At 64.0% G+C, this 12,061-nt stretch carries 21 protein-coding genes and 1 pseudogene; 19 read left to right on the top strand and 3 right to left on the bottom strand.

Features of this window, described 5'->3' with window-relative positions; translation table 11 throughout:
* Positions 1-107 precede the first annotated feature (107 nt).
* Together ASE85_RS23660 and ASE85_RS02375 are read right to left on the bottom strand one after the other, a co-directional pair.
* A pseudogene (locus ASE85_RS23660) lies at positions 108-347 on the bottom strand (DUF2312 domain-containing protein); the annotation flags it as partial.
* A 101-nt stretch (positions 348-448) separates the two neighbouring features.
* Positions 449-670: a helix-turn-helix domain-containing protein gene (locus ASE85_RS02375; RefSeq protein WP_056682852.1), complete on the bottom strand. Its 222-nt coding sequence runs from the start codon at positions 668-670 to the stop codon at positions 449-451.
* A 58-nt stretch (positions 671-728) separates the two neighbouring features.
* Between ASE85_RS02375 and ASE85_RS02370 the strand changes: the two genes are divergently transcribed.
* The 18 genes from ASE85_RS02370 to ASE85_RS22170 all read left to right on the top strand — a co-directional run bounded on the left by ASE85_RS02370 (position 729) and on the right by ASE85_RS22170 (position 9,776).
* Entirely contained in the window at positions 729-1,199 is a 471-nt protein-coding gene (locus tag ASE85_RS02370; RefSeq protein WP_156358158.1) for a hypothetical protein, read from the top strand.
* A gap of 179 nt (positions 1,200-1,378) precedes the next feature.
* Positions 1,379-1,639 carry a hypothetical protein gene (locus tag ASE85_RS02365; protein WP_056682848.1) on the top strand — a complete coding sequence of 87 codons (261 nt, stop codon included), beginning with the start codon at positions 1,379-1,381 and terminating at the stop codon, positions 1,637-1,639.
* A 77-nt stretch (positions 1,640-1,716) separates the two neighbouring features.
* Complete coding sequence (locus ASE85_RS02360) at positions 1,717-2,154, top strand: hypothetical protein (RefSeq protein WP_056682845.1); 438 nt, start codon at positions 1,717-1,719, stop codon at positions 2,152-2,154.
* Positions 2,145-2,387 carry a hypothetical protein gene (locus ASE85_RS02355; RefSeq protein WP_056682842.1) on the top strand — a complete coding sequence of 81 codons (243 nt, stop codon included), beginning with the start codon at positions 2,145-2,147 and terminating at the stop codon, positions 2,385-2,387. The genes ASE85_RS02360 and ASE85_RS02355 overlap by 10 nt, the downstream gene beginning before the upstream one ends.
* Positions 2,384-2,857 (top strand): acyl carrier protein, encoded by a 474-nt coding sequence (locus ASE85_RS02350; protein ID WP_082462621.1) that lies wholly within the window; start codon positions 2,384-2,386, stop codon positions 2,855-2,857. The genes ASE85_RS02355 and ASE85_RS02350 overlap by 4 nt, the downstream gene beginning before the upstream one ends.
* Positions 2,858-2,928: 71 nt before the next feature.
* A complete protein-coding gene (locus ASE85_RS22780) occupies positions 2,929-3,099 on the top strand; it encodes a hypothetical protein (RefSeq protein WP_156358157.1) in 171 nt (56 codons plus the stop codon).
* Positions 3,096-3,440: a hypothetical protein gene (locus tag ASE85_RS02345; RefSeq protein ID WP_156358156.1), complete on the top strand. Its 345-nt coding sequence runs from the start codon at positions 3,096-3,098 to the stop codon at positions 3,438-3,440. The genes ASE85_RS22780 and ASE85_RS02345 overlap by 4 nt, the downstream gene beginning before the upstream one ends.
* Positions 3,440-3,985, top strand: a complete 546-nt coding sequence (locus ASE85_RS02340) for a 3'-5' exonuclease (RefSeq protein ID WP_056682832.1) — start codon at positions 3,440-3,442, stop codon at positions 3,983-3,985. Before ASE85_RS02345 ends, ASE85_RS02340 begins: the two co-directional genes overlap by 1 nt.
* On the top strand, positions 3,978-4,271 hold the full coding sequence (locus ASE85_RS02335; RefSeq protein WP_056682829.1) for a MarR family transcriptional regulator: 294 nt from the start codon (positions 3,978-3,980) through the stop codon (positions 4,269-4,271). Before ASE85_RS02340 ends, ASE85_RS02335 begins: the two co-directional genes overlap by 8 nt.
* A complete protein-coding gene (locus ASE85_RS02330) occupies positions 4,268-4,702 on the top strand; it encodes a hypothetical protein (RefSeq protein ID WP_056682826.1) in 435 nt (144 codons plus the stop codon). The genes ASE85_RS02335 and ASE85_RS02330 overlap by 4 nt, the downstream gene beginning before the upstream one ends.
* On the top strand, positions 4,695-4,934 hold the full coding sequence (locus ASE85_RS02325) for a hypothetical protein (protein WP_056682822.1): 240 nt from the start codon (positions 4,695-4,697) through the stop codon (positions 4,932-4,934). The genes ASE85_RS02330 and ASE85_RS02325 overlap by 8 nt, the downstream gene beginning before the upstream one ends.
* Entirely contained in the window at positions 4,927-5,325 is a 399-nt protein-coding gene (locus ASE85_RS02320; RefSeq protein WP_056682820.1) for a hypothetical protein, read from the top strand. Before ASE85_RS02325 ends, ASE85_RS02320 begins: the two co-directional genes overlap by 8 nt.
* Positions 5,322-6,194, top strand: coding sequence for a hypothetical protein (locus ASE85_RS02315; RefSeq protein WP_056682817.1), 873 nt, complete (start codon positions 5,322-5,324; stop codon positions 6,192-6,194). Before ASE85_RS02320 ends, ASE85_RS02315 begins: the two co-directional genes overlap by 4 nt.
* A gap of 29 nt (positions 6,195-6,223) precedes the next feature.
* Complete coding sequence (locus ASE85_RS02310) at positions 6,224-6,436, top strand: helix-turn-helix transcriptional regulator (protein ID WP_156358155.1); 213 nt, start codon at positions 6,224-6,226, stop codon at positions 6,434-6,436.
* Positions 6,426-7,430: a site-specific integrase gene (locus ASE85_RS02305; RefSeq protein WP_056682811.1), complete on the top strand. Its 1,005-nt coding sequence runs from the start codon at positions 6,426-6,428 to the stop codon at positions 7,428-7,430. The genes ASE85_RS02310 and ASE85_RS02305 overlap by 11 nt, the downstream gene beginning before the upstream one ends.
* Positions 7,431-7,513: 83 nt before the next feature.
* Complete coding sequence (locus ASE85_RS02300) at positions 7,514-8,476, top strand: alpha/beta fold hydrolase (protein WP_443018472.1); 963 nt, start codon at positions 7,514-7,516, stop codon at positions 8,474-8,476.
* Positions 8,473-9,576 carry an NAD(P)/FAD-dependent oxidoreductase gene (locus tag ASE85_RS02295; RefSeq protein ID WP_056682807.1) on the top strand — a complete coding sequence of 368 codons (1,104 nt, stop codon included), beginning with the start codon at positions 8,473-8,475 and terminating at the stop codon, positions 9,574-9,576. Before ASE85_RS02300 ends, ASE85_RS02295 begins: the two co-directional genes overlap by 4 nt.
* Before the next feature lie 23 nt (positions 9,577-9,599).
* Positions 9,600-9,776 carry a YegP family protein gene (locus tag ASE85_RS22170; protein ID WP_082462619.1) on the top strand — a complete coding sequence of 59 codons (177 nt, stop codon included), beginning with the start codon at positions 9,600-9,602 and terminating at the stop codon, positions 9,774-9,776.
* A gap of 1 nt (position 9,777) precedes the next feature.
* Here ASE85_RS22170 and ASE85_RS02290 read toward each other — a convergent pair whose 3' ends face one another.
* The gene (locus ASE85_RS02290) at positions 9,778-11,082 is read right to left on the bottom strand and encodes a lipopolysaccharide biosynthesis protein (RefSeq protein WP_056682805.1); all 1,305 of its coding nucleotides are present in this window, start codon (positions 11,080-11,082) and stop codon (positions 9,778-9,780) included.
* 197 nt (positions 11,083-11,279) lie between these two features.
* Here ASE85_RS02290 and ASE85_RS02285 point away from each other — a divergent pair, with 197 nt between their 5' ends.
* Complete coding sequence (locus ASE85_RS02285; protein ID WP_056682801.1) at positions 11,280-12,050, top strand: phosphocholine cytidylyltransferase family protein; 771 nt, start codon at positions 11,280-11,282, stop codon at positions 12,048-12,050.
* Positions 12,051-12,061 lie beyond the last annotated feature (11 nt).

Genomic DNA, 12,061 nt, shown 5'->3' with positions numbered 1-12,061 from the left:
GTCTCGAACCGCTCCGCCTCGCTCGCGGTCGGGGCAGGGGCGGGCGTGGCCGGATCGGGCCGGCCGTCATGGCCCTGGAACATGTCCGGCGCGGGGCCGGCACCATCGTCCATGCCGAGCGCCGCCATGTAGGTTTCGAGGATGGCCTGCATCGCGCGCCGGTCGTTGGGGTCCATCTTCCGCAGGCGGATGATCTGACGCATCATCTTGACGTCATATCCGGTCGCCTTCGCCTCCAGATAGACGTCCTTGATGTCGTCATTGATGCCCTTCTTCTCTTCCTCCAGCCGCTCGACGCGCTCGATGAGAAGGCGGAGCTGGTCCGCTGCTACGCTGCCCTCAGACATGATGTGCCCCGCAAATTGTGAAAAAGAACGTTAAGTGAACAAATGATGGTTAATGCGTTTGGGGTGGCCGCGATATCGGTGTAGCCAGCCCCCAGCCGACTTTATGGAGAGGCGCTTAGTGCGTCCGACGGGGCGGGGGAGGCGGAGCGCAGGGCGCGCACGATCGGCGCCCAGGTTCCATCCAGTCGCGGGTCGACCTTGCCGGACTCAATCCGCAAAATTGTGGTTTCGTTAACACCGCTCATCGCTGCGACAGTCGCGCGGCTGAGCTGCAACTTCTCGCGCGCGGGCTTCAGCGTCGCAGGGTCGAGTGGGTCAATCATGGAGGTAAAATAACTGCATATGTGCAGCAATGCAACGGCATATGTGCAGGATGCAAGTATGCAGCCGCACAACTATCGTCTTCACATGTTACCCGAGCAGAGAATCATCGCATCGTGGATGCGTCGGATCATGGATCAGAAGGGCTGGACGCCCCAGACTTGGGCTAACCAGGCCGGGTTCGCAGCGACCAACGTCACGCGGGCGATCAAAGAAGATTACGAGAGCATCACCACAGTGAGGACGCTGGACAAGTTAGCGAAAGCTGCTGGCGTTCCTTCGGTGCTCGACTTCCTGTCTGGGCGATCGGCGGCGCCCTCGCTCAATGTACATGAAGTGAGCGGCGTACTTGCTGAGCTCCTCGGCTCAGGGAGTTGGGCGGCGACCGACGCACCACGTCTTGCTGAAGCCCTGCTATACGGGCTTGGACTTGCGACATCTGATCCTGCCATTCCTGCCAGTGAGGAGATGCTAAAGGTGGCCGGTCGCGCAGCAGCAGATCGGCTTCACGATAGCAAGACTGTAGCATGAACCTGGCTAGCGCGCAGTCCCGATAGCACGGCGTGCAGCCGCTTTCGCACTCCGCCATTACCAGTTTCACACGCTTCATTTTCGCGCCTCGATTCGTCGCATGTTCTTAATTTGTTCTTAATCTGATTCGAGGCTGTAGGAAATCCGGCTTGGAAAATTCCTAGGGGAGGGCAGGGGATATGATCGCGAATATCAGCTTTCTGGCATTGCTCGCGGTTGCCGTCGCATCCGGCTATGCTGGCATATCATGGTGGTGGATGCTGATCCCGGCGTTTCTAACCGCCGTTGGGAACATCGTAGGTGGGCCGAGCTACGATCGCGTGATAGCGGCGAACCGCGAAGGGCGCCTGAGCGTCTTCCCCATCACTCTAAGCATCTACATCCTACTCACGTTGCCAGTCGCATTTTTCGTCCGATGGATCGCCTCGCTATTCGCGTGACTGCACATGTGCATTTTTGAGTTGACCTGATAACTGCATATGTGCAGTATCGCTCCCGTAATCAACGGGAGGCCAACATGCCTGCACTCTCCATCGCCGCTGAACCGCCGTTCGCCGCGAACGATATCGAAGACGCCGTCAGCGCCGCCGAACTGGACTGGCTCGAAAACGCCCTGAGCGAGGCCAAGCGCTTCGCCTTCCTGCCCGACGCCGCATCCATGGACCGCTTTCATGACGTCTGGCTTCGGCTGGAGCGTCTGGCGCTGGGCATGGGGATGCCGGACGGGCAGGGCGATGGCGTCGTCGCCTGGGCGGAAGACTATCTGCGCCAGCACGGCCGGGCGGTGCCGCAGCCAGCCGCCTTCACCATCGGCACCCCCGAATATCGCCAGCGCCACATCGCCATGCTCTGGCAGGCGAACCTGTGGCACGAGGCCATCATGGTACTGTCCGGCGCGGGCGCCATCGGCCTGCTCTTCTACGCGATCGCGCAGGACATGCAGTCGTGGATGTGATCTCCTTCCCTGTGCAGCGGGTGCTCGGCACCACGGCGCCCGTCTCGCCCGGCCCGATCCAGTGCGACGTCGCCACGTTGCTCGCCCGCGCGCTCGATCGCCTGATGTCCGTCACGGTCGACGCAAACCTTTCGGACGGCATCGGCCTGTCCATCGGTGAGGCCGGCGCGCGCGAGCAGGCGCTGGAGGCCATGGAGGCGTATCGGGCCAGCCGAACCGGATCGGCCGCATGACGCTGCGTTTCGGTCATCCGGCATTTCGGGTTGATATGATGATTATGGAGACAAGCATGGCAACGCACGACAACGATCTTCGTCCCGCATTCCTGATGTGCGCTCAGGTTCTCGTCCGGGATGTGCTGGGCGTGACCTCGGACCGGTTTGACCTTTCCGCCAACGCCATGCTGGTCGATGACCTTGGGGCTGATAGCCTCGACATGGTTGAGATGCAGGTGCTGATCGAGGAGCGAGGCATCTCCGCGCCCGACGAAGCCTTCTTCGCGAGTATGACGATGGGCCACCTCGCAAAGATCATCGAGAACGGGGCCTGTGAGGCGTGCAACGGATCGGGTGAAATCATCTTCAACCGCAGCCTGTCTCAGGACCCCATCAACGACAGCGGCAAGCCATGCGAGTCTTGCGATGGCAGCGGGAATGTCCGCAAATCGGTTCATCAACGCAATAGCCCGTCCGCGCTGAGTTGATGAAGGACCGCCCTCCCTTGGGCTGCTTTGATAAGCCCCTTCCGGCCGGTCCTCCCTCAACGGCGAGGGCAGTGCATCAACCCCGTATGCCGGAGAACCTGCGTTTCAGCACGCACGGCCGCGACCCGCTCACCACCAGTCCCCAGACGCAGTGGCAGGCGCAGCGCATGCGTGGCCCGATCCTGCCGATGGAGCAACCCCGCCGCCCGCGCTGGTGGCAGTTCTGGAGATCCGCACGATGATCAATTTCGCAGATATCGCGCTCACCCGCTTCCTCCGCCTGCGCCGCCTGATGGACCAGCCGGTCGCCGCGACGCCTGTGGTGGAGCAGGAGCCCGCACCGTTCTTCACTGTGTGGCGGCCGCTCGGTGGCCAGCCGACGAAGCGTCACGACACTCGTGGCAATGCCGAGCATGAAGCGGAGCGCATCGCCCGCATGTATCCGGGGCAGGATGTGTTCGTGATGGTGCCGTCCAGCCGCGTGAAGGCGGCGCGGGTCGAGCGGGAGGACTTCACGCGGTTGCACGGGCCAGACTGCATGTGCGCGCGCTGCCGGGATTATGACGATGGGGTGCCGTTCTGATGGCTGATGCAACCCACATCATGAACGATATCGAGACGCTCGGTACCGGCGATGACGCTCTCATCCTCTCCATCGGCGCGGTGAAGTTCAACGCGCTTGGCGATTTCGACAGCTTCCATATGGCGATCGACGTCGATGACGCGCAGCGTCACGGCCTGACGATCAGCGCCCGCACCGTCTTGTGGTGGATGGAAGAGGACAAGGCCGATGCGCGCAGGGCGTTGCTCGCTTTGAAACGCCATCCGTTGCTGACTGTGCTGGACGACTATCGGGCATGGTACGGCGAGAAGAGCCTGCCGACATGGGGCAACGGCGCAACCTTCGACAACGTGATCATGCGCTCGGCTTTCCGAGCAGTGGCGCAGGAGGCGCCGTGGCAGTTCTGGCATGACCGCTGCTACCGCACGATGAAGTCGCTGCCGGGCGCGCCGAAGCTGAAGAGGGCAGGCGTGCATCACAGCGCACTTGACGATGCGCGCAGTCAGGCACGCCATCTTATCAAGATCTGGCAGCATCTGGGGTTCGAGGACACGCCCAATGGCTGACCTCATCGCCCAGGCGCTGACCTTCGTCACCTCGCCCAATTATATCGACCTCACCGCGCGCCAGCTTGCCATCATCGGCGTGGCCATGGATTCGGGCGAGCCGCTGCGCGTGAAGGAGATGGCCGCGGCGATCAGGGTGGAGAAGCCCGTCGTCTCGCGCGCACTCAACCGGATGGAGCGGGAAGGGCTGCTGGAGCGGCGCAAGGGCGCGGACCGGCGCGATTGCTTCATCCATGTGACGGACGCCGGCCGCGCGTTCCGGGCTTTGATTGGGGGTGCGGCGTGAGCGGAGAAGCTATCAAGAAGGCCGTCTATGACTACATGTCGTCGGCTGGCGTGCCCCTGACTGAGTTTGACCCGTCATTTGTGGTTCGCATGGTCCAAGCAATGATGGTCAGCTATCATAAATACGGCCGCGTGGCCGATGCCTACCCACTGCGCTTTGACGCTGCCAGTGACGTCCGTGCTCGAATGTCGAAGTACCGACAGGACGGGAACAAGCACTTTCTTGTCGATGCTGCCAACTTCGCCATGATCGAGGCGATGCATCCAGCGCCAGAGCGCGAGGCATCGTGGGGCGAAAACAGCGCCGCCAACTCACCCGGCCGCACCTCAGCGAACGGGCACCGATTGGTTCAAGAGGACAACCGTGGCGACCGGATCATGGGGGAAACGATCCTTCATCATCCTGAAGACGGCGGAGCCTCCAATGCCTGACATCGCCCAGACGATCGCCGCCATCATCGACGCGCCGGCATGGGGCGAGCGCAACGCCATGCACCTCGTCGGCCGAAAGGTGCTGCGCGACTCCGCGCGCATGCGCAAGCAGGACAAGCACCGCCGGGCCGCGTCCATGAAGAAGGCCGCGCGCATCCTCGAAGCGATGGCCGGTCATTTCACCGAGGCGGCGCAGATGGCGCTCACGTTCGAGGAGCCGGCCGATGTCTGACCATGTCCGCATCCGCCGCGACTGGATCGACGTGCGCCACGAGTACCTCCAGGTCGATGGCCTTTGGAAGGCGGGCGCATGCGCGAAGCCGGGCCTCTGCCGCGAATGCAATCGCGACGGCGAACGCCAGCCGATGGAGTTCATCAGCAAGGCGTGGGAGCCGGGCGTCGACCAGGCCCGCGCCGCGCGCATCATCATCGCGGCGCACCTCTACATCCCGGTCAAGCTGGCCGACGATGACGCGGTGCTGCGCGCGACCGACTTCCGCCGCCTTTCGATCGCCTTCGATTTGGAGAGGCTCACCGGCCTGCCGATCGCGGACGCCGACGTGCTGGCGGCCCGGACGCTCGGCGATCTTCTTTCTCTCGTTTCGATGCAGGAGGCGGCATGACCGACCAGCCGAAAGACACGCGCCTGTGGTGCCTTCATCACATCGGCCCGGACGATATGCATCCGGCCCCAGATTTCGCGACGGCTCAGAAATGGGCAGATTACTCGAACCGCACGTTCGCCAAATACGCGGATATCAGCCGGTTTGTCGTAGCGCTGTGGCCGTGGCGTTCAACCGCCCATGCTGAAGGACTTGAGCAATCCGTCAAGGATTGGGCGCTGCCCGAACAGCCAGCCGATGCAAAGCGCGAGGCGCTAATCAGCGGTTTGCTGGAGCGCATCCACTGGCAGATTGATTGCGAGGTGAAGCGCGAGGATGTCGCCGAGATGATCGACAACCTTGACGATTACGGAATGGCGTTCGTCTCTATCCCGCGCTGGACCTGCGCAAGTGACGCGCAGAGGGCGGTTGATGCCTATTGCAAGGGGGATGCCGATCCGCGCCTGATCGAAGCCGCCCGGTGCGTGGTAGAGCAGCGCTTTTCCACTTACCGCGCACGAAACGGCCGGCATGTCGGCATCCAGGGTGATGACGGTGAAAAGGTCTGGCTGGTCCACAGCGAACCGATGTTCGAGCTGGAATCGGCCTATGGTGCGATGGAGGAGAAGCGTCGGGCGCCACCCGAGCCGCCATCAATCAACGCGTCGAGACTTCAGGACATACGGGATGCCATCCGCGCCTACGAGGGTGTCCTAACCTTCACTCCAGCCGCCAGTGCTGATTTCCGCGCTGGCATGAAGGGCGGGTTCAATGCCGCCGACCAAGCCATCCTTGGGCTGATGAACGCGGCCGATCGAGGAGTCGAGCGAATCTATGAGCCATATCCCTGCGCGTTCGACGCCTTTCTCGGAAAGAAGGGCCAGAGCTAATGGGCGCGCACGCTCCATTCTGGCCGCGCATGATGAAGCGAGCGACGGCCTGCGCCTATCTCGACCTCACGGCAACCGAAATGGAGCGTGAGATCGCGGTCGGACGCCTGCCGCACCCGGTGAAGCTGGGCAATGGCTTGCACTGGAGCCGCGCCGAGATCGATACATATCTGGAACGCCTCACCGGCGAGGCAGAAGTCTCGGACGATTGGCGCAAGGGAGTGAAGCTCTATGCCAGCTAAGACCATCCCGCACGTCAAGCGGACCAAGGCGAAGGGCCACACCTATTATTATTTCGACACCGGCCAGGTGAACGAAAAGGGCAAGCGCATCTGGAAGGCCTTGCCGCCGCCCAGCGACCGGACGTTCGGCTCGGTCTATGCGGCGATGATGGGCCACCGAACCCGCCGCGCCAACGCCGTCGCGCAACTCAGCCTCACCGGCATGATCGAGCTGTTCCAGGCAAGCGACAAATTCAGCAAGCTCGCGGCCTCGACCCGCAGCCTGTACGAGCTCTATCATCGCGAGCTGATCGACAAGCTGGGCGCCGCGCCCGCGCAGATGGTGGAGCGCAAGGACATCGTCCTGCTGCTCGACAAGATGGCGGACCGGCCGGGTGCGGCCAACATGGTCCAGCGCGCCGGCAGTGCCGCCTACACCTGGGCGCGCCGTCGCGGACACGTCACCAACGACCCATTCGCCGACATCGAGGAGATGGCGACCGGCGAGCACCAGCCGTGGCCAGACGATGTTCTGGCGAAAGCGCTGGCGAGCGAGGACGACTTCGTCCGCCTGTCTGTCCATCTGCTCTACTATACCGCCCAGCGAATCGGCGACGTCGCCGCGCTGACCTGGCGCGATATCATCGGCGACACGATCGTCATGACCCAGAAGAAAACGGGCAAGGCGCTGGACATCCCCATTCATGCCGAGCTGGCGAAGGAGCTGGCCCGCCACCCGCGCAGCCTCTCGACCATCATCCCCGGTCCGGCAACCGAGGGGAAGAATAACAAGATCCGGCTGGCCCTCCAGGCAGCGTGCGCACCGATCAAGGTTGTGCCGCACGGCCTGCGCAAGAACGCGGTCAACTCGCTGCTGGAGGCCGGATGCAGCACCGGCGAGACGGCGGCGATCAGCGGTCAGTCGCTCGCCATGGTCGAATATTACGCCAAGCAGCGATCGCAAAAGAAACTGGGCCAGGCGGCCATGCTCAAATGGCAGCGCAATAGAGATTAGTACGGAACCAGAACTTTCAAACCTGTTCAAACCGCCCTTTTTTACCGCAGGGGACTGTCCATGTGTTTTACCAAAGCGTAACCATGGGCGCGATGGATTCACCCGACTTTCCTGTTGCGAGGTTCGACCGGCGCGCCTGGCCGATGGGCGGGCGGCTGGATTATTGGCATGCGCCCGACGGCTGGCCCGTCCGTCGCTACCGGCTGGGGCCGGGATCACGCGGACGCATGCTGGTGCTGGGCGGGCGCGGCGACATGATCGAAAAATATCTGGAGGTGATCCACCACTGGGCGGAAAGAGGCTGGGCCGTCACCAGTTTCGACTGGCGCGGACAAGGCGGATCGGGCCGGCTGACCGACGATCCCCTGTGCGGCCATATCGGCGACTTTGCCGACTGGATCGCGGACCTCGACGCGCTGGCGGCCGATTGGCGCGCAGAGGGGGAGGGGCCGACCGCGATGGTGGCGCACTCCATGGGCGGGCATATGCTGGTCCGTGCGCTGGCCGACGGCATGACCCCGCCGGACGCCGTCGCCGTGGTGGCGCCGATGCTGGGGGTCCACACCGCGCCGCTGCCGCGCTGGCTGGCGGTGGCGATTGCCCGCATGATGGTGCGGTCGGGGCATGGCGAGCAGCGCGCATGGACGCAGAAGGAACAGTCGGAACGGCAGCGCAAGATGCGGCAGAAGCGCCTGACGCACGATCCCGATCGCTATGCCGACGAAATCTGGTGGCGCGATCATAGCCGCGAGATCGCGCTGGGGCCGCCAAGCTGGACCTGGGTGTTGCAGGCGCTGGAATCGACGCGGGCGCTGGAGCAGTCGGCGGCGGTCGCGCGGATATCCACGCCGATGCTGATCCTGGCGACCACGGCGGACCAACTGGTGTCGACGCCGGCCATCCGCCGCGTTGCGGCGCGCATGGCGACCGCGCGGCTGCATGTCTATGGGCGGGAAGCCGCGCATGAAATATTGCGCGAACTGGACCCGGTCCGGCTCGACGCCCTGGCCCGGATCGACGCTTTCCTGGACGAGACGGCACGGTGAATCATCCCGATATCGTCATTGTGGGTGGCGGCATGGCCGGCGCCAGCCTTGGCGCGCAGCTTGCCGCCCATGCCCGCGTGCTGATCCTGGAGATGGAGGATCGGGCCGGCTATCATGCCACCGGCCGGTCCGTCGCCTTCTGGGAGGAGACGTATGGCGGCCCTCTGGTCCAGCCGCTGACGACTGCATCGGGGCCTCATCTGTCCGCGCCCGATCCCGATTTCCACGACCGCAGCTTCCTGTCGCCGCGCCGCGCGCTGCATGTCGGCCGGGCGGAGGACGCGCCATGGCGCGATGCGCTGATGGCGCAGTTCGCCGGCAAGGTCGATCTGCGCGCCGTCGATCCCGCACCGCTGATGCCGGGATTGCGGCCCGACTGGACGATCGGCGTGCTGGAGGAAAGCTGCCAGGATATCGACGTCGCCGCGCTGCATCAGGCGAATCTGCGCCGTTTCCGCCAGTCGGGCGGGGAGATCAGGCTGGCGGCTCGCCTTGACGCGGCGCGATCCGACGGCGGCGGCTGGCAGGTCGATATCGGGGCAGAGCGCATCCATTGCGGCCTGCTGGTCAATGCGGCCGGGGCATGGGCGGATGAGGTGGCGGTGGCCTGCGGCATCCGGCCGATCGGCATCACGCCGCTGCGGCGGACCGTGGTGCAACTCCACATTCCGGGTCTGTCCTCGCCCGACCTGCCGCGCCTGATGGACCTGCGATCGCGCTTCTATTTCAAGCCGGAGGGGCGCGACCGCGTCTGGCTGACCCCGCATGACGAAGTGCCGTCGCCCCCATGCGACGCCGCGCCGGAAGAACTGGCCGTGGCGCAGGCGATCGCTTTGTTCGAGCAGGCGGTGGACTGGCCGATCGCGTCGGTCGAGCATAGATGGGCGGGCCTGCGCAGTTTCGCACCTGATCGTGCGCCGGTCTATGGCTTCGATCCTGATAATGCGGGCTTCTTCTGGTTTGCCGGGCAGGGTGGTTTCGGCATCCAGACATCGCCCGCCGCTGCGTTGCTGGGCGCGACCCTCATTACCGGCGACGCGCCGCCTGCCGCTCTTGCCAGGCTCGATTCGCGCCCCTATTCTCCGGCTCGGTTTCGCTGACGCAACGAGTCTGGAGGCATCTCATGGCGCACAAGTTCGTGATCGAGAAGAACAAGGCCGGCGAGTTCGTCGCCAAGTTCAAATATAATAGCGAAACGATCTTCTGGACCGAAGGCTATGCCAGCAAGGCGGGCGCGAAGAATGCGATCGAATCGGTGCTGAAGAACGGCCCCGGCGCCCCGGTCGAAGAGGCCGACTGATTCAGCTTCGCATCGCACGGCGGCTGGCCAGCCCCATCATCGCGAACCCGGCGAGCGATGCGGCGATATTGGCCATCGCCGCGCCCTTCGTGCCGTAAAGCGGCAGCAGCGCCGATTGCAGGCCCAGCAGCAGCAGGGTCGACAGGAAGGTGATGCGCAGCGACAGGCCAGCCCGGTCGGTCGCCATCAGCAGGGGGCGATAGCTGACGCCGATCAGGTCGATACAGGCCGACACCCCCAGCATCAGCAGCAGCGGATAGGCGGGCAGGAAATCCTGGCCCGCGATCAGCCCCAGCAACGGATGCCCGATGGTCAGGATCAGCGCGATGATGACCGCGCCCGCCACCAGCGCCAGCCGGTTGGTGCGGCGGAACAGCGCGCTCAGCGCTTCCTTGCCATGGCTGCTGGTGCGCGACAGTTCGACAAAGATGCTGCGGGACAGTAGGCTGCTGATCTTGGTCAGCGAATTGGCGAGTTGGTTGGCGAGGCGATAAAGGCCCGCCCCGGTCGGCCCGACGAAGCCGCCGACGATCAGCACCGCGACCTGCTGACCGATGGACGACAGGCTGGTCTGCAAATTGGTGGCGGTCAGGAAGCCGATGATACCGGGATTTTCCGTCCGCGCGTCCAATGCCCGGCCCGCCCGCCAATGGCCGATCCGCCCGCGCCCGACCTTCAGCGCCAGGCGCCAGTAGCTCAAGGCGCAGAGCAGTTCGGCAAAGGCCCAGGCGATCAGAAAACCGCGGATGTCGGGCATGACCGCCAGCGCTACGCCCGCGCCGATCATGCGGCCGACCGGAATCATGGTTTCGGCGAAGGCGGCCGAATCGAACCGATCGAACAGGCGCAGCACGCCGGTCGGGCTGGACCGGATGGTGATCATCATCACCATGCAAAAGGCCCAGACCTGCCAGCCCATGTCCGGCCCGATTTCCAGCAGGTCGCCGAGCAGCAGGATGATGGCCGCGGCGATCAGCCCGCCCGCAACCGCCGAGCCAAGGTCGATCAGGATGCAGAAGCGCAGTACGCGATTGAGCGCATCGCCATTCCCGCTCGCCAGATGCGGCTGGCCGTATCGCACGACGATCTGCCAGCTATCGAAGCTGACCAGCGTCTTGATGACGTTGGCGGCGCTCAGCACCAGCGCGAACCGGCCGAAATCCTCGACCCCCAATGTGCGGGTGACGATGGCGAGATAGGCGAGGCTGAGCACAGCGCCCACGCCCTTGCCGCCCAGCAGCCAGCCGGTATTGGCCAGGATGCGGGCGAAACCGTCGCCGGCGGCTCCCGATCGGCGCTTGAACATCGTGACTCCGTATGACCACAAGAGCCGCTCGCCCTGAGCCTGTCGAAGGGCTGCACTTTCTTCCGGCGCGGAAAAGAAAGAGCAGGGCTTCGACAGGCTCAGTCCGAACGGTTCTTCCAAGCCGGCCTTTAGGCGAGCGGAAGATCGAGTGCAAACGCCGCCTTTTTTTCGGCCAAATTCCTCTCTAAAGCGCGGGCATGACGATCAGCAAAGCCATCATCCTGTCCGCCGGCCAAGGCTCGCGCCTCCTTCCACTGACCCGCGACGTGCCCAAGTGCATGATCGACTTCAACGGTCGCAGCCTCATTAGCTGGCAAGTCGCGGCGCTGGTGGCCAATGGCGTGACCGACATCGTCGTCGTCACCGGCTTCCGCACCGAACGGGTCGAGGATCATGCGCTGCAATTGTATCGCGACACCGGCGCGCGCATCCGGACCGTTTTCAACCCCTTCTTTCAGGTCGCCGACAATCTGGGCACCTGCTGGATCGTGCGGGAGGAGATGGACCGCGATTTCATCATCCTGAACGGCGACACCATCATTTCCGATGAGATCGTCGCGAAACTGGTGAACGACGCGCGGGACGCCATCACCGTGACCGTCGATATCAAGGCGGATGGCGAATATGACGACGACGACATGAAGGTGAACAGGGACGCGACCGGCCGCCTGCATCATATCGGCAAGCGGCTGCTGCCGCCCGACACCAATGCCGAATCGATCGGCATGCTGGCCTTCACCGGCGAAGGCCCGGCCATTTTCCGCAACCAGATCGAACAGATGATGCGCACGCCCGAGGGCGTCGAGCGCTGGTATCTGCGCGCGATCGACATCATCGCCAAGGGCAATCGCGTCGGCACCGTCTCGATCGACGGACTGGACTGGCAGGAGGTCGATTTCCATCAGGATGTCGAGGCGGCGAACGCCCTGACCGCGAAGTGGGTGGCCGAAGGGCGCTACGCAAAATAGGATTGCGGAGG

This window comes from Sphingobium sp. Leaf26, assembly GCF_001421665.1.
Classification (GTDB): domain Bacteria; phylum Pseudomonadota; class Alphaproteobacteria; order Sphingomonadales; family Sphingomonadaceae; genus Sphingobium.
This window is presented reverse-complemented; position numbering and strand designations above follow the sequence as displayed.